Source organism: Paenibacillus sp. GCM10027630 (assembly GCF_042676305.1).
Lineage (GTDB): Bacteria > Bacillota > Bacilli > Paenibacillales > NBRC-103111 > Paenibacillus_S.
In genome coordinates this window covers 62,728-79,155 of sequence record NZ_JBHTGY010000006.1, presented here as the reverse complement: position 1 = coordinate 79,155, position 16,428 = coordinate 62,728, and the positions used below count along the sequence as shown (strand labels likewise).

Annotated in this window: 18 protein-coding genes; 8 read left to right on the top strand and 10 right to left on the bottom strand. The window is 39.5% G+C overall.

Translation table 11 applies throughout. The annotated features are described in order from the left end of the window. Positions 1-2: 2 nt before the first annotated feature. The gene (locus tag ACFQ0C_RS03765) at positions 3-1,697 is read right to left on the bottom strand and encodes a competence protein CoiA family protein (protein WP_379364109.1); all 1,695 of its coding nucleotides are present in this window, start codon (positions 1,695-1,697) and stop codon (positions 3-5) included. A 1,029-nt stretch (positions 1,698-2,726) separates the two neighbouring features. Here ACFQ0C_RS03765 and ACFQ0C_RS03760 point away from each other — a divergent pair. Both ACFQ0C_RS03760 and ACFQ0C_RS03755 read left to right on the top strand, forming a co-directional pair. Next, the gene (locus tag ACFQ0C_RS03760; protein ID WP_379364107.1) at positions 2,727-3,593 is read left to right on the top strand and encodes a ParB/RepB/Spo0J family partition protein; all 867 of its coding nucleotides are present in this window, start codon (positions 2,727-2,729) and stop codon (positions 3,591-3,593) included. After that, the gene (locus ACFQ0C_RS03755; RefSeq protein WP_379364105.1) at positions 3,586-4,533 is read left to right on the top strand and encodes a site-specific integrase; all 948 of its coding nucleotides are present in this window, start codon (positions 3,586-3,588) and stop codon (positions 4,531-4,533) included. Before ACFQ0C_RS03760 ends, ACFQ0C_RS03755 begins: the two co-directional genes overlap by 8 nt. A 120-nt stretch (positions 4,534-4,653) precedes the next feature. Here ACFQ0C_RS03755 and ACFQ0C_RS03750 read toward each other — a convergent pair whose 3' ends face one another. Both ACFQ0C_RS03750 and ACFQ0C_RS03745 read right to left on the bottom strand, forming a co-directional pair. Next, the gene (locus ACFQ0C_RS03750) at positions 4,654-5,166 is read right to left on the bottom strand and encodes a DUF6042 family protein (RefSeq protein ID WP_379364103.1); all 513 of its coding nucleotides are present in this window, start codon (positions 5,164-5,166) and stop codon (positions 4,654-4,656) included. Beyond that, positions 5,147-5,560, bottom strand: a complete 414-nt coding sequence (locus ACFQ0C_RS03745; RefSeq protein WP_379364101.1) for a hypothetical protein — start codon at positions 5,558-5,560, stop codon at positions 5,147-5,149. The genes ACFQ0C_RS03750 and ACFQ0C_RS03745 overlap by 20 nt, the downstream gene beginning before the upstream one ends. A gap of 126 nt (positions 5,561-5,686) precedes the next feature. Here ACFQ0C_RS03745 and ACFQ0C_RS03740 point away from each other — a divergent pair, with 126 nt between their 5' ends. Further along, complete coding sequence (locus ACFQ0C_RS03740; protein WP_379364099.1) at positions 5,687-6,055, top strand: helix-turn-helix domain-containing protein; 369 nt, start codon at positions 5,687-5,689, stop codon at positions 6,053-6,055. A 72-nt stretch (positions 6,056-6,127) separates the two neighbouring features. Here ACFQ0C_RS03740 and ACFQ0C_RS03735 read toward each other — a convergent pair whose 3' ends face one another. Continuing rightward, positions 6,128-6,505, bottom strand: coding sequence for a DUF433 domain-containing protein (locus tag ACFQ0C_RS03735; RefSeq protein ID WP_379364097.1), 378 nt, complete (start codon positions 6,503-6,505; stop codon positions 6,128-6,130). A gap of 17 nt (positions 6,506-6,522) precedes the next feature. Beyond that, positions 6,523-7,290, bottom strand: a complete 768-nt coding sequence (locus tag ACFQ0C_RS03730) for an ATPase (protein WP_379364095.1) — start codon at positions 7,288-7,290, stop codon at positions 6,523-6,525. A 437-nt stretch (positions 7,291-7,727) separates the two neighbouring features. On the opposite strand from ACFQ0C_RS03730, the gene ACFQ0C_RS03725 reads away from it, so the two are divergent. Both ACFQ0C_RS03725 and ACFQ0C_RS03720 read left to right on the top strand, forming a co-directional pair. After that, the gene (locus ACFQ0C_RS03725) at positions 7,728-7,988 is read left to right on the top strand and encodes a helix-turn-helix domain-containing protein (RefSeq protein ID WP_379364093.1); all 261 of its coding nucleotides are present in this window, start codon (positions 7,728-7,730) and stop codon (positions 7,986-7,988) included. A 15-nt stretch (positions 7,989-8,003) separates the two neighbouring features. Next, the gene (locus ACFQ0C_RS03720; RefSeq protein WP_379364091.1) at positions 8,004-9,185 is read left to right on the top strand and encodes a tyrosine-type recombinase/integrase; all 1,182 of its coding nucleotides are present in this window, start codon (positions 8,004-8,006) and stop codon (positions 9,183-9,185) included. A gap of 43 nt (positions 9,186-9,228) precedes the next feature. Here the strand turns inward: ACFQ0C_RS03720 and ACFQ0C_RS03715 are convergent, their stop codons facing one another. Beyond that, positions 9,229-10,098 carry a phosphorothioated DNA-binding restriction endonuclease gene (locus ACFQ0C_RS03715; RefSeq protein WP_379364089.1) on the bottom strand — a complete coding sequence of 290 codons (870 nt, stop codon included), beginning with the start codon at positions 10,096-10,098 and terminating at the stop codon, positions 9,229-9,231. Between the two features lie 309 nt (positions 10,099-10,407). Between ACFQ0C_RS03715 and ACFQ0C_RS03710 the strand changes: the two genes are divergently transcribed. Continuing rightward, positions 10,408-10,623, top strand: a complete 216-nt coding sequence (locus ACFQ0C_RS03710; protein ID WP_379364087.1) for a helix-turn-helix transcriptional regulator — start codon at positions 10,408-10,410, stop codon at positions 10,621-10,623. A gap of 14 nt (positions 10,624-10,637) precedes the next feature. Next, positions 10,638-10,934 carry a hypothetical protein gene (locus tag ACFQ0C_RS03705; protein WP_379364085.1) on the top strand — a complete coding sequence of 99 codons (297 nt, stop codon included), beginning with the start codon at positions 10,638-10,640 and terminating at the stop codon, positions 10,932-10,934. Between the two features lie 162 nt (positions 10,935-11,096). Here the strand turns inward: ACFQ0C_RS03705 and ACFQ0C_RS03700 are convergent, their stop codons facing one another. Together ACFQ0C_RS03700 and ACFQ0C_RS03695 are read right to left on the bottom strand one after the other, a co-directional pair. Then, the gene (locus ACFQ0C_RS03700) at positions 11,097-11,270 is read right to left on the bottom strand and encodes a helix-turn-helix domain-containing protein (protein WP_379364083.1); all 174 of its coding nucleotides are present in this window, start codon (positions 11,268-11,270) and stop codon (positions 11,097-11,099) included. 372 nt (positions 11,271-11,642) lie between these two features. Continuing rightward, positions 11,643-12,581: a tetratricopeptide repeat protein gene (locus ACFQ0C_RS03695; protein WP_379364081.1), complete on the bottom strand. Its 939-nt coding sequence runs from the start codon at positions 12,579-12,581 to the stop codon at positions 11,643-11,645. An 85-nt stretch (positions 12,582-12,666) separates the two neighbouring features. Between ACFQ0C_RS03695 and ACFQ0C_RS03690 the strand changes: the two genes are divergently transcribed. Further along, complete coding sequence (locus tag ACFQ0C_RS03690) at positions 12,667-13,986, top strand: M28 family peptidase (RefSeq protein ID WP_379364079.1); 1,320 nt, start codon at positions 12,667-12,669, stop codon at positions 13,984-13,986. A gap of 80 nt (positions 13,987-14,066) precedes the next feature. On the opposite strand, the gene ACFQ0C_RS03685 is transcribed toward ACFQ0C_RS03690, so the two are convergent. Both ACFQ0C_RS03685 and ACFQ0C_RS03680 read right to left on the bottom strand, forming a co-directional pair. Then, positions 14,067-14,996 (bottom strand): Nmad3 family putative nucleotide modification protein, encoded by a 930-nt coding sequence (locus ACFQ0C_RS03685; protein WP_379364077.1) that lies wholly within the window; start codon positions 14,994-14,996, stop codon positions 14,067-14,069. 278 nt (positions 14,997-15,274) lie between these two features. Next, positions 15,275-16,045 carry a hypothetical protein gene (locus ACFQ0C_RS03680; protein WP_379364075.1) on the bottom strand — a complete coding sequence of 257 codons (771 nt, stop codon included), beginning with the start codon at positions 16,043-16,045 and terminating at the stop codon, positions 15,275-15,277. Positions 16,046-16,428 lie beyond the last annotated feature (383 nt).

Sequence of the window (16,428 nt, the reverse complement as noted above, 5' to 3'; positions counted from 1 at the left end):
GCTCACCTAATATTTTTAAGTTTTTGATATACCATTTGATATTCCTTTAGAAGGGTACGTACATATGGAATAAGAGAAATTGGCCAATACTTCTTACCAAGTATCTTATTTATAAGTTGCTGATCCTGCTCACAAAACATTTCAATATCAAAGTTTAATTTATAATTAAATGGACTAACAGGTTTAAGGGCCTGTGATAGGCTTATTAAAAATGCTGCACGCTCTCTCATAGGGGAATCAATACTTAGCAATAAATCGCGAGTGGATTTTTCGAACTTATGATCAATTCTCCCAAAGGGACCAGCATCAACTAGCAAATAACTCACTTTTCTATCGATCAGTGTATTTAATGCAGCTATGAATTGCGCACAAACTTCCCCAATTTTATCCTTATCATCAGATGCGAATTTTTCTATACGCCACTCATCCTGTGCAGAGTCCCTCCACTTAAGATTAACACTAATATGTAAAGGTATTTCCACCTCTATAAATTGGATATTTCCTGAATACGCCTCTAAGATTAATTTTTCTGCTTCTTCTGAGTGTAAAAAAGCTTTAACTTGGCCAAGCCCATTTACACTATTAGCCAATAAAGTTACGCAAGGAATGTCAGCATAACTAGCACTTTTTTTTTCAACGACAATTTGAAGGCTATCTTCTATTTCATCATCAAGCCATATATCACTTCGGCCAGAATCAAGATCTAATTCTATTTGCGAAGGGATTATGCCTGTACCAAAGCTGGTATGCTTGATATTACTGTCCCAGTGGTATCCATTTACTTCCTCCCACTTCCTTGCCCCACTTTCGCCTGTAATTCCAATGAGCACCTTCTTCCCATCTGGAATAATATAACTACCATCGGGCAAAAGGGCTTCTGGAAGAGGAGCTATTAAATTGAGTTCGGCAAGGGGATGAAGTACAGGATGACTTAAATGCTCTATTAACCATTCTGTAATGTGTTTATTGTTTTCTGCTAATAAATGAATGAATGCACCATGAAACGATCCTTGGCTTCTTAGAGGCTTATATGACATCAGACTGCTATGTGGCCACCATTTCGGGCCATACCCAGTTGTCCAAATAATAATGTAAGATCTACCCCAATATAAGGGAGAGTTCTTGTTTATTCTTCGCCCTCCGTTTATTGAATAACGAAAAACCGTTATTTGGGATCGATCAATCCCTCCTATCGGTTGAGTTATTCTCTCCCTCCATCTCCCTTCACGTATTCCATCACACTCGATATGGTAATCGTCAATTTGAGGTCTAATTCGTAGCCGAAACCCTCCTTGCTTTATCATGTTTACTGGAACTACTCTCCGTCCATCCCAGCCAAAAGAAATTTCTATTCGACCGTGATTAATGTCTGGCTCAGGTATTCCTAACTCTAGAATCCAGCTTAACTCGGTTGCTCTTTCTTCTATTACCTTTAAGTATAGATTTAGAGTACGGTGTGCAGGTTCACGTGTTTGTTGATTCTGGACGTAACTAGCATCAATATTGCCAGGTGTATATAGTTCACAGGAAGGTAAGGCTCTACCTGAATTATGTGCAAAATAAGAGACCCGCTCGTAACCTTTTCTTAAATGCACCGGTGCACGGCAGACAGGACATATATATTTTCCGCTTCTATATAGCTTAGGATCGGAAGCCGCCACCATACTACCATTTGATGAATCAAAGGCATATATCAAATAAATCCCACCATTTTGAAAATATAAAATAATAGTTATTAAGTGCACCCTTGGATGTGGACGAAGAAATGACTTTCTTCGAGTAACTCAATTCCCATCCTCCGAATCCAGGACTTTGAACCTATGTCATATACAAATTCTACAAAAAATACTATATACCTCTATAATATTCGACCTATTTATCTTCTTATTCGATTTTCCCCTTTAGTCACGAATCCTCAAGGCGACCTTTGGGTGTCCTTTGGGTGTCCTTTGGGTGTCCTTTGGGTGTCCTTTGGGTGTCCTTTGGGTGTCCTTTGGGTGTCCTTTGGGTGACTTAAAGTCACCCTATCTTTATGCTTGACTCTGGGAAAAAACTAGAATATATTTGGAACATACTCACTTCTGATTTTCTTTCTTGCCTGATGCATGCGCGGAGCAGGCCATTCTAATTTCTTAATTCTCGGTTTAAACCTTTTATTCAGACCATAGGTCTGTCTTTTTCCAATCTGATTCATATTCAGCATATAAACGAATTGCCCGATTTGGGTAGTGATGAATTTCACTTCCTAAATCGGGCTTTTTTTATTATCCAAAGCCAGGGACTCTTGATGAAAATCAAAGCCTCTGGCTTTTTTACATAGATTAAATGACCGTTTATCGGGTATTGCAAGTCGAGATAGCCATGTTCTCCCCCCTAGGATCGCTTGCGGTCGCGGATGGCTGGAAAAAGCGGAGAAAAATGAGGCGACCGGACTACAAGTCACCCTTTCGGGCTTGGTCAAACCTCAGGAGTGGAGAATTTACTTCTCGGCAGTTCGACTTTTTATGTCGACGCTAACTCCCACACTACTCATTAAAATATGGACCCTTGAAAATAAGATTCTGACAGACGGAAAAGAGATGGACTACCTTTGCTGATTTTAAACCCTTCTCCCGCTTCTGTTTGCAGAACTTTATATAGATTTTGACAAGTGAGAATCTGCGAGGAGCACCAATTCTACTAATGTCACAGGTATGCCCAAAAATAAAAGGAGGTAAGTATCATTTATGGAGCAGTCTCATGATTTTAGAAATGTCGATGATTTAATGCCGCATCCGTTGTATCGTAAATTTTACCCTGAAATTTCCGAAGCAACCATTGAACGATTTATCACAGCAATCCAACACTCTAATTACATTAGCCCGATCATCATTACAAAGGAGAATGTAATCCTCGACGGCCATCATCGTTATTGCGCGGCCAAACGTATGGAAATCAAGATCGTTCCAGTTACAGTTATGGCGGATGCGAAAGCAAACTATACTTTAGTAACTTACAATTGCGCAAGAAGCAATACAATGGAAGAGAAGATATTTCAAGCAAAACGCATTAAAGCGGCATGTGATTTACATGGGATCAAACCAGGGCCTAAAAATTGCCACGATGGCACAAATGTAACTGCTGATGATATCGCTAAAATGTTTGATATGTCTTATAGAACAATGATTAGAACACTAAAGCTTCTTGAAATCATTCCAGAATTGCAGAATAAGTTCAGGAAAAACGAACTCGGAATCAGAGCTGTAGAAAAAATAGCAAATGAAATCGATGAACACATGCAAAAAGAATTGTATCTAAAAATATGTGATATCAAATTAAACGAAAATGAATTATTTAAACTCATCGATACAATGACTGGTAAAGAAACTCCCAGTTCTGATGTAACACAATCAACTTCAACTGGCCCCCAAAAAAATCCAATAAATAATGTAAAAACAAAAGTGATTCAAAACGCAGAAAGGGATCTGAAGAAACTTCGTGAGAAGGTTATCCTTCATAAACAATTATTTAAGGATAATCCAACCACTGTGTCTGCCATTCTATCAGGAATAAATGAAATTAAGCGTGAATTGGAGGATGGTGGAAATGGGTAAATCCACACCCGAAGTACAGATCGAAAAAATCTTCAACCACGTTCGCCAGCTTAGCTATAAATCACGCCCTCGCTACAAAATTTCCTGTCTGGTTTGTGCTAGGTTTTTGTCCGAACGTTATAAGCTTCAAAATATCCGCAACATTTCGGATAAACATCTTGTTGCTTTTGCCCTATTCCGTCAAAGCGAAGGAATTGCAGCTAAGACAATCAAAAACGATCTAAGCGCAATCAGATTTCTACATTCAAAGATGGATTCACCGAGGTACCATCTTTCAACAAACGGAGAGCTCTTTGAAGAGTACGAGTTAGTAATTGATCAAACATCGACTTTGGGGAATCGAGCGTGGACCAACGAGGAATTCATCAGCTTTGTTAAGCACGCTATCGACGCGGGGAGACAAGATATTGCCGATGCAGCAGCGCTGTGCAGGTATATGGGTTTACGAATTTCCGAGGCTGTGGCGGCCAAAAGAGCGCAAGCTGAGCATGCGCTTAGAACGGAGATTTATAAAGTCGGATCGGAGGCCAAAAATGGTAAAAATCGATTAGTTCCGCTATCTTCCGAAGCAGCGGCAATGTTTCAAGCACGTCTTCCTCTAATTCAACGCGGAGATAAATTATTTGTTAACGAGAATCAGAATACGCACTCTGTCGTCCAAGGCTTCGAAAAATTTTTATCCAGAGTCAGAGGTAATATCGAAACCAATGAAGGAAAATCGAAAAGATCGTACAAAAAAGGCAATTCCACAATCGTTAACAATCTGACATGGCATGGGTTGCGTTATTCTTACATCCAAGATAGAGTAAGGCAATTACATTCTTTTGGACTTGCTAATGATGAATTAAAGCGGGTATTATCCAAAGAAATCGGGCACGAAAGAGCGAATGTCATTGATATTTATGCCGGGAAGGACTTTGCTTACGTGTACTTTATTTAATAAAACGAGGGTCACTCCCTTTCGGTAAAAAAGAGGAGCGATTTGACGTGAGTCATACCGCTCCTCTTTATTAAACCCTTATACTGAAAATTAGAAATTTACTTTTTAACCTTACAGTTTTCATATTGAAAGTATAGAATCAATTGGAGCAAGCGGCCTAATAATTAAATCGAGTATATCCGATGAATCTTCATCTTTAAGTTCAAACGCCAACCCAAGTGTCACGTAAAGATTAATGACATCCATCGTATTACTGGGGTACTCATAGCCGTTGAGCTTTAATCTACGTTTAACCTCAACTTCCCTCTCATACAGCAGTTCATATTCCTCTTTCTCCGCTTCTGATACATTCAAAGGTCGGCTTATAGAAAAATCTATAAACGTATCAGGCTTTGTTTTTTTCTTCAGGTACTGAATAATATCACTTTTATTTAAGCCACTAGCAATACAGTAGCTGAAGTAAGGTAATAAAGTGATATTCGGCATAGGTAGCCATCTTCCCCACCCCTTCTCATAGAACTGATTTGGAATAACACACTGCCCAGCAGGTACTAGATCTAACCGTACTAATGTTTTGAGCGTTACCCTGCCACCGGTTATAAAGTTGATCGTGTCATTCTGAAAAGAAGACATGTTCGGCTCCTGTCTGTACTATGTACGGTAATATATCTAAAGGTCTCTCTATGCTTGCAATTTTAAATTCAACAAACATACCGCCTTCATTTCCCAGTTTGTTAAAGGATATTCCCGTTACCATGAACTCACCAATTGACTCTTGGTCACTTTCTGGCCGATCAAAGTCGAGTAGACGAAGCTCTCTCAATTGTTGAAATTCTTCACTACTGATTTCGATAAGTTTTAGGTGCTTAGCGTCATATCTTGTTTTTAGAATTTTATACCCATCTTGGTGAAGAAGTAAAAGGTACTGTGAATCTTTATGAAAAATGACCTTCTTGAATTTATAAGTTTCTTGCCCCGTGTTATTTGCCAATATCAATGAGTCCACATTACTTACTTTAGGTATCAATATAATCACCTCTGGTAATAATAACTAGATAATATCACTTTTTAGTTATTTTATCAACAATATTTTACTTATAGTGTTATTTAACTTTTGGAATTAATCCTCTACTCTTAATAGGGGAGTGATCGAATGGGTGAGTTAAAAAGAATAATCGGTGATAAAATACGCAATGTACGTAATGCCAGAGGAATGACCCTCCAACAGCTTAGTGAAACAACCGGATTACAGACTTCTTATCTTGGGGATGTTGAAAGAGGCAAGAGAAATACATCTCTTGATTCATTAGAGAAGATTATGAACGCACTTGACATAAGGCCCGGGGACTTATTTGATTTCCGCCAGGTTGATATTAATTCAAGCGAATTTGAGGTAAGCTCTATTCTTGAGGTGCATTATCAGTTTTTAAAAGCTAAGAAAACTGAGGATGTAAGAATGATCCATCGTATCACTAAGGATATTTTTAATTCAATCGAAGGATCTCGTCAGGAAAAGGAATAAGAATTTCTTGTAATATAAAAGAGGAAGAGCAATTCCTGCATCTTCCCCTTGTTCATACACTCAATCCCTGTGTTATTCACTTCCAATTTTACGCTTTGCTATGTACTTTTTCATTGTTTCATCCTCCTGCTCGTCCCTAAAAGGATTCACGTAGATTCCCCCTGTTTGTATTTCTACAATGTCATCAAGATCAAGTCCGGTAAGATTAGGTTCTTCTATTTGCAACTGTAAAATATCAATCGCATAATTCAACGCATCATGAATTTTCGCTGAATCTTGATTCAAAACGGTAGCGATTTCCGAGATCCGCTTCTCCGACCTCAAAAAATCAAGAATTGAAGCCACTGATATTTGAGTCCCCCCTATACATGGTCTTCCTCCTGAGCTTTTGCAAATTTCCAATGTCGGATATTGTTCAAGCTTCTTATTAAAATAATTAGAAACATCCATTGATTATACCCCCCTAGTTAATTTCCCAGATTAGCTCTCCGTAGCCACTGTGGCAGCCCGTCTATCCGAAAGTGTATTTGTCCATGGCTTATCTCGGCAACAGTCATGTATTCATTCCTAGAGTTATCAATCAGAACCGATTCATCTGCGAGTGATACAGCGGTTCCCAAATTACTTAGTGAAGAGTAATATCTCCGCCCAATGTCCTCCGACGAGATAAAATGGCCACCTTCAATGACACGGGTGTGTACACGATCAGTATGCAATTGGACATCGGCTAATCCTATAAAGTATAGGTATATTTTGTAACCCAGCGTTTTGGCAATGCTCATCTGTTTAATTATGTGCTTTCCAGACAAGGTGGTTTCAACTGCAAACGTCTTGCATCCTTCCAGCGTTGTCCTTAGCTCCAATAATGCCTCTTTACCAGCAGATAAATCGACACTACGCGGATTCTCTGGATTCATTCTTTTTGCAATAAAATCCGCATTGATGATACTATGAAATTCATATTTAAAGTGATCAATTAAAGTCGTTTTTCCAGCCCCATTGCATCCGGCAAACACAAACATCTCTGGCCGGCTGCCTCCTGGCAGGGCTTCCACCTCATTGTCATTCCCAATAGAATCTCCTATATAATCACTTAATAAAACATGCTCCTCAGAATACCTTATACCATCTAGAATGTAATACAAGGGCGCACCTGCAGCAGCAGCTTTTGCTCTAACTGTCATTTTAGCATGATCGTATATTTGTTTCAGATCAAAGTCTCGTATGATTGGCAACTTAGTCTCCCTCTTCCACTAATAAGTTTTTTGCTAATCCTTGACATGTTCCATTGGAATCTCTATTATTAATATATACCATTTAGTCTTCAACCTTTTACTTCTATTCCCTCCAGACGGTTTGGGAATCATTCTAAGGCTAATTCCGTTGCTTAAAACTTAATCGACGAATGTTTTCGTCATAAATATTAAAGCCCTTTTTAGGTAGAAAACTCTATTTCTAACTGAAAAGGGCTTTTTTGCGCTTTTACGTTAGTTTAACTGAAATATTGCCGGGTTTCCCCACATTGGCCGGCTTACAAACAAGGGAACACATTTTTATTTATAGGAGGTTGATCAAAAGAAAACAACTATTTGAGCGCACTGAAATTAGGGGTATTCGAAATTTGATGAGGTAATTTAGAAGCCTTACTCTCTTATTAAGGAGGTATTTCCATATGCAAGAATCTACCAGACAGCAATCCGTTGAGTACATTCCAGCCAGTAAACGTAATACCCTAACTGTTCAAGAGGCGTGGGAAGAGGTATTCGAACGTCAGATCTCAAAAGACAAGCTTTATGCAGAGATCAGAGCAAAAAGGATACCACACACCCGAGTCGGCGCAAAGATCCTCTTTCGAAGAGATACTTTGTTGACATGGTTCCATGAGCAAGAGATAAAAAACTATTGTCCTACGGACATTGAGTCACATTCATAATGAGAGGTGTTCCTAATGGCAAGCATACAAAAACGTGGTAACGATACATGGCTTCTTGTTGTAGAAGCCGGTATTGGGGCTGATGGAAAAAGGATTAGACGTACAAAGACGGTAAAAGCTAAAGGTATTCGTGAAGCAAGAAAGCTGCTTGCAGAATTTGAGGTCGAGGTCGAATCAGGCCACTATATTGCACCCGAAAAAATGACCTTTGCAGCTTTCGTCGAGGAATGGAAAGAGAAATATGCAGAGAGTGAGTTAGGGATAAAGACCGTAGATATTTATTTGCGATTCCTAAAAAATCGGATTCTTCCGGTCTTTGGTCATATGCGATTAGACAAGATTCAGCCTTTTCATATAGTCAACTTTATCTCCGATCTCGGTAAGGAGGGCAGCCGACAGGACGGCAAAAATGGTCAGCTCTCTTCAGGCACTATACAATATATCCATCGGATTCTTAAAAATATTTTCTCCCGCGCGGCGGAATGGAAACTTATAAAAAGCAATCCTGCTGCAGATATCAAAAAGCCAAAAGTCATTCGGAAAGAGATAGAAGTATACGACGAAGAAGAAGTTGCTTTATTGTTTGAGCTTCTGGAAAAGGAGCCCCTCAAGTGGCGGATAATGATCATGCTAGCAATAACTACTGCTCTACGCCGCGGAGAACTGGTTGGTTTAGAGTGGAAACATATTGATACGAATAGGGGCATTCTTGAGGTCAAACAAAGCATATCTCACTCCGTTAACGGTGAAAGAATCATATCCGAGCCTAAAACGGCTAAGTCTAAGCGAAAGGTAAGCTTATCAGATACTGTAGTGGAGCATCTTAAGGATTATTACCTGGAATCTCGGAAAAAGCGCCTTGCGCTGGGAGATGCATGGAAAGGCGGAGACCATTTCTTCGTATTCAGTAATGATGAAGGAAATGCATATTATCCCGAGACACCTTATCTATGGTTCCGCAATTTTCTAAAGAAAAATGGCTTAAAATACATCAGATTCCACGATCTCAGACATACTAGTGCCACTTTACTGATCAACAAAGGCGTTCACGCCAAACTCATTTCTGAACGCCTTGGTCATTCTAATATCTCTACTACGATGAACGTCTACGGTCATGCTCTACAGTCAGCTGACAAGGACGCGGCTAATAAACTCGATTCGTTAGTCCCGCCCAAGAAGGAAAGGAAAAATGGTTAGATATGACCGTACTGGATATTCCAGTGCGGCCTATTTTTTTCAATCACAAAATTCGGTATCTGGCGGGGCCTCTAAATACCTCCCTTATATGCCAGTTTATAAAGTTCTCTTTCGGCTTATATACCGGATGTATGGGAGAACGTACCTTTTTACCGTGAAAACGCATCAGCCACTCCTCAAAACCATGTGTGCCGTGAGCCTGCTCAGCCACAAGCAGTTCCCGCTCCCCCGTTATCGTAAATACTCCGCGATCAAACAACTTATGATGCAAAGAGCAAAGTGCAATCCCATTTTCCTCCGTGTCGGGTCCGCCGGCTTGATGCCATTGAATGTGAGCGGCGTCAATGGCCACTAAATTATGTCCCAGCCTGACATTAAAGCCGCAAACTGCACAGCTGAATTCATATGCTTTTAAAATTCTATCTCTAAAATTGGGGTCACGCTTCCGCTTTCTTCTTACAGAAAAATCAAGTCCTACCTCATCAAGAATATCCTGATGAATGGTCTCTGAAAAATGTTCGTTCAACAGTATTTCAGCCAACTCTTGAATGAGAAGCTCATTATTCTGAAGAAGTGCAAGCACCTCCGCGTTAAAGCCTCCTGCAATTTGCTCCATTTGGAGTTGCTTATCGGAAAAGCTTCTTTTATCAATGGTACTAGTTAATCTCCAAATTCCGTCAGTGGTTAATCGGACAAAAGGCTCTTCTGGGTGATATGATTTTCTAGGCCGGCCAAACTCAATCAGCAGCTTTTTTAATTTTTCCCGGACTTGTTCGTACGGTAAGATCGTATTGTTTTGCTGCAGTTGAGCAAGCCCAAGAAGAATCAATAAAGGCTTATGTGGAGCGCGCTGTCCATTCTTTTTCCATATGGATAGATCAGATAGTTTTTCTTTTAATTCGGCCACTTCCATTGATTCAACCCCTATATGCCTAGATACCTACACAAGTGAAGCTTTCTTCAAAAAAGATATGTAGTAAACAAGAATATCGCCGCCTAATGTTGTTTGTTTCGCCACTTACTATGAATCGATTCTTAAAAAGAAGAAAATTACCACTAGCTCGCTTATTACAAATACAACAGTCAGCAATACATTTTCAATGATACTATAGCCATTTCTAGACAACAACACAAATTGAAATGAATAAAATAAATTACATTTGGTTAAAAATACTTTACATATAGACAAAAATTTATTACACTAAAAACAAGGAGGGGAAAAATGGAGATAAATGGAGAGCTTCAAAATAACGTGTACCTTTTAAGGACAGCAAAAAGATGGTCGCAGCAAGAAGTCGCAGATCGCTTAGGTGTCAGCAGACAAACGATTGCCTCAATCGAAGCAAACAAATACAATCCGTCCTTAATCCTTGCCTTCAAGATCGCTAAATTGTTTGAAGTAGAAATTATGGAAGTATTTCAGTATGAGGAATATTAAGAGGAGGAATCAGAATGAAATGGTTGGAATTAGCCGTTTGGTCTATTGCCCTTGTCGTAACTTCTTATAATTTGTATTACGATAAGAAATTTTTTAAAGAAGAGGGTATGGATGAACGGGGGGATGTAATAAAGGGGTTATCCTCAAGACTATCGTTTTCATACGTATCTATGCTTATAAGCTTATTGATTCTTTCTGATATATTTTTTCAGTTCCCTCTTCACATCTATAAATTACTCGTTGCTGTTATTTTAATCGTTTCTAATGTAGTATCATTTGTTACGATGAGTAGAATTCGCAAAAATTATTAATTACTTTTTCCTTTGATATCGAACGAATATATGATGGGAAAGGCCGCAGACTTCATGTCTACGCCCTTCTCGGAGCCATCGAACAATATAATCGTCTCAGTTGACTAGGATTACCGCTACCCATTTCACTCTTTTCATTCCGGCGATTAGCCCAATGATTTCTTAACTACCACCCTGTCTAATCCAAGTTTCAACGGCTTCATAATGGAAAAGGATTCTTCTCCTGACCCTAAAATGGGGAATTTGTTTCTCACGTACCATTGCATAAATGGAGTCTGAAGAAACACCTAAAACTTCTGTTAGTTCTGTTACACTTAATACTGTTTTATTTTGCATATGAATCCTCCAAAAATCTTTTGGCTTATCAAACCTCAAATGCATTTTTATCCACAAATCTTATTTTTTAATCTTCAAATTTCTTTTACACCAATAAAGCAATTTTCTAAAATGCCCATAAAGTGAGGCGGGATAAGCCTTCAAAGGATAGAGAATTAAACATAAAAAAATTCTTTTACACCAATTCTAATGAGTGCTAAATTAATGTTGAAAAGCTCAAGAAAATCATTTCCGATTTGGTTAATAATCGTTTCGCCATATCGGTTGATGAAGCTACAGAAATTACGCCTGATGCTTCCCCTCAGATTTGATCATTTTTTTGTAATATATTGATGAAAGAACTGTAGTACCTTTTATTAATTTCACCTAATTTTACGGAATCACAATGCTACTGTGACAAAGCAGCGTATATTTTACCCCATTGCGCCTCCTCCGTGCCGAATAATTCCCCTTCAGGTTAGTATCTACAATCTTATCCCAGAACGGAACATTAATACTCAGCCGGCTATGACATTTGCGGATCGCTTCCGGCTTGATCATTTTTTCTAGTTCCTTAAGCGCTCCCCCGATTTCTTTAGTCTCGAGATAAGCCGCTGACATCAAAATGGTATGTGCAACATAAAACTCGGTTTGCGAAATAGTCTGCGACTCCCAATTTTGAAACAGCATCACCCTATAGTTGGGCGTTACGCATATTTTGATCTCGTTCTCCTTCATTGTCTCCTTTTCTACTAGATACCGCTCCTTTGAGATATATTCGTTTCCCGAAGGAGTTACTTTCAAGTACATATGCTGTGCCAGCAATTCCTCGCTATCAACCAGCAAACGGCTAAGATAGTCCTCACGCTTTGCAGAATCGGTCGGATCATCTTGATAAAGCTCTTCTATTTCATCGACTTCTTGAATAGCCTGCTTTGCCATAATCAAGCCGCAATTGACTGTAATAATGTTGGCTATGAGCCTTTGAGTATCGCTAAGACACTGCTCAAGGCTTCCATCTACAGCTCGCTTAAAGTGATAGGCGGCTAATGCATACTCCGTATCTGCATACATCAAATGCCCATATCGATAATTAGCGATGGGATGATCCTTTTGGAGTTCTAGCGCTTTTTTCAGACACCATTTGGCCGAACGCGGGTCCGGCGTATCTGAATTCTTATAGGACTCACCATAGTATACATAAAACGTCACCAGTTCGTCCCGGATTAGCTTAATCTCGTTTTGTTCCCTTCGTTCCTTCGCTTCTCTATACTTGCGCTGTAATTCCCTTTCCTGTTCGTATGGAACCAGTTGCTGTTCTTCATCTCTCATGTCTCATTACTCCTCACTTCAGTGTGACAGCGGGTCACACTACTCCCTTACACTAAAACTACTAAATCAAAGGAGATGATTCAAGATGAAAACAACTCAATTGCTTGCTCGGTACGGTTTTAAAGCCTCGGATGTAAATGAACGTTATAACGGCCACCAGTGCCATGCTTCCGAATTGCTCAATCAAACACTGGCGAATATCAGCATTACCATGGATGAATTATCATTTGTTTCTGAAGAAAGCTGGGTTACAGCACTTAAAGCCGCCTCTTTCCAAATCGAACGCCGCGGCGGCGAGTGCCTCGTAAATCCGACTAAGGAGGAACTGCCTCTTTCCGACATAGATCTCTATATGCGCGGCATTTGCCGATGGATGAATGCTCTCGGCATGTACACGATCTACAGTTGCGACGGACACGGCCGCCGTATCCCAACAGTTGGTACAATTACTCGTCTTACACGCAAACAACTCGAGCTTCTGCAAGCAGTTGCTCCAGAGGGAATGACCATTCGTTTACGTGACAAAGCGATTGATCTTGATTGTGGGGATCAGAAAGAGCTTCTGCTGCAGTTCGCCGAACGGCTTTACGGAATTATCAATAATCCCTCCTCACTTATACGTTACGAAGCCGAACAATTCAAAAACCGATTAATCGAACTGCTTTCAATCCCGGGAGAGAGCAACAATGAGGGAGAAATCAGACAACTTCTGCGCGGTAAACTGCGATCGATAGCAGATGATTTATTCGTCGATCGGGCAGGCAATTTATGCGGGACAATTTATTGTGGTGAAGGACCAACCGTACTTCTATCAGCTCACATGGATATTTACCAGGAATTGGATGAATGGCGAACAATCGTTCAAGATGGAACAACGTTACGATCAACCAAAGGTATATTAGGTGCGGATGACCGGGCAGGCATTGCCGTTATCATGGAGTTGGCGCATAAAATCCACCGAACTAATTTTAATGGATCCCTAAAGATCGTCTTCACAGTTAAGGAAGAAGTCGGATTAATCGGTTCACGGGAATTGGACCCTTATTTTCTGGCAGATGTTGACGCAGCCATCGTTGTCGACCGCCGGGGCACTCGTGACATTGTTACTTCCTGTATGGGAGTTATTCCTTTTTGCTCCCTTGAATACGGGATGCTGTTCGAAGAAGCGGGTCGAATAGCCGGCATGGAGGATTGGAAAGTTACCACAGGTGGTTCAAGCGATGCTAAAATTTTTGCTCAAACTTTTGGCATTCCTAGTGTGAATTTGTCAGCAGGTTACATGAATGAGCATACGGAGCTTGAGACAGTAGACTATGTTGCCACTTATGAAACAGCAACATTGATTGAAAACATCTTGAGCCATCGGTTGATCGAGAAAAGAAATAAGGAAACTAATTGCATATAATTTTGACAAAAGACACTTGCTAAAGCGGCAAGTGTCTCATTTTTGTCCTGCAATGAAATGACGGATATATTCTATCAATTTCAGTTTCTCTCATTATCAAACAAATATCTTATCCATTTCAGCCCAATCTCATCAAGATTGGTTATATATTCTTGTCCCCTCCCTGTAGTTTGAACAAAACAAGTTTCATCATCATTAAGTAACCATCTTTCCTTCGCTTTTTCACGTTTATTAAGGTATGTTGGGCGGTATCTATCATCGTAAAAAAACGCAGGCAATCTCCAAATACTTGGAATATTTTTATGTAACTTGGAAGAAAGCATCTGTCGATTAACCAGTCTTGGAAAATATCCGCAACCGGGTATGTCCAGATCATCAAAGAGTTTATCTGCCGCTAGATATATGGTATTGTTTTTGCGGGATTTAAAGTCCGATTCAGTAGAATGGGGATGGTTCGCATTAATTACATCTTCCGGAAGGTCAAAATAATTCTCAATCACCTTCTCCACCTTCAACCAGCCATAGATGTAATAAACACCTTTATTCCAACTGGCACTAGGATCAAGTGGATGTAATCTCCCGCTGATTGGAATAAACCTGCTGTAAAACAGAAATATGCTCCCCTTACCAACCTTATTACCCTTCAAATGACCTGCAGCTGCCTCAGATTGCCCAAAAGCCCCTAACATAGGCATATCCTTTAACCAAGGGCACTCCCCTAACATTGGGTCGAAATGAGCGAAGCTATTTTTAATAGCACTCTTTGTCTTTAAACTATATTTTAATGATTTAGTATAAATAAGATCATACATATTTTCCGCACTAATATCTTCGAAATAGTTTCTCTTTAACTTTAGATCTTTATAACGAATCGCTCGATTTTCAATCTCATCTTCTGGAATGGGGATAACTATATATTTTCCTGTCTCGGGGTCATAAGGCGAGTACCCATAACCTGAATCAGAATCGAATCCTTTACGACTTAAAATCAATTTTTCCAGATCAAACAACTCCCTGCATGATACAAATTGTAGTCAATTAACTGTAAAAACAAAGAAAAATTGATCTTATTAGCCCTTTTAGTGCCGTTATTCCTCCTCGATCGTCAGTATAGCCCCATGGACGTCAGCTTAATTCATGACTTACTTAACCAAATAGTTAGCATTTTATACTGGTGTCACTAGTCAAAAAAATGCTTTTCCTTGCCTACAAGTGGGCAATCATAAATATAATAAGCAGTTTATATAAGCATGATAGCCGCATGTATCCTTTACGTTATCAGTGAAATTTAAGGTAAGAATACTACATTTGAATATGCATAAAAACCATTTCCTCCCGATTTCATGGACTTAAACGAAATCGAGTTAGTCACTCTTTTTATAAATGGGAGGAATAATTTCGATTCAGGAGTAGTAATTATATGTAACTTTTGTGTATCTGGATAATAGTGAATATTAGTATGATACTCGCCAATCTTTGCATTAAAGCAATTAGCGGAAACAACCTCCATTCCGTACAAATCTGCAAACTCATCCATCCATACTTTAAGTTCGGGTCGTAGTTGATCATTTTCTATAAGTAACATCTCTGGTGGTATAGAATCGAAATACAGCACCTCTGGTCTTCCTGAGAAATATTCAGATTGATATTGTAAGTATGGAATTAAACTTCTCCAATACGCCTCGGCAGACTCCTTCAAAGGAATCCCAGAGTAAATACCAGAATACGGGCCATCAACGACATCCCCCCAAATCCGATCAGCATAATTATAGTCACAGACGTAGAGTCCGTTTAAATTTAGGTTCACTTGATCAACGCTAACGATAATGTCATCTGCACTAGTTATCCTGTAATCCGCCGGTTTAGGATGTAGGAATATGCAATCATCTCGCTTAATGAAACTCGGTATGTCATTGGGACGATATTCAGCTAAGACCGAATTTATTTCATCCGAACTTGAAAAGCTCTTTTTTGTCTGTTGACTTGGAACACGTAGCCCTTCTTTCATGATAGTCTCCCGATTAGAATAGGAAGTATAATGATACAAACGGTTCTGCATTTTATTCCTCCTAGTTGTTCTTCGTTTTACAAATATTCTTCACAGCCAGAAAAGTGGATATCGCCTATCCATCATGCCCAAACCCTTTAAATCATTCCAAAATGTTTAAACGCAGTCTTAATATGCTCTTGCTTTTTTCTGTGGGCAAAGATATTTCCGACTAACTCTTGGCTTAAGTCCGTACACATCCTTCATGGGCTATCCAACATGACTTGACGGCATATCCATGCGTATTTTTTATAAATGTTTTGTATCTCCTTATAAGTCGCTACGATCTTCGCTCTTACTCATAACAGTAGTATTCCAAATTATAACATACGTATCAACACAATCTGATTGTCTTGCTTTCAACAATAACGAAGGAGGCTCCATAGCCCCCTCCT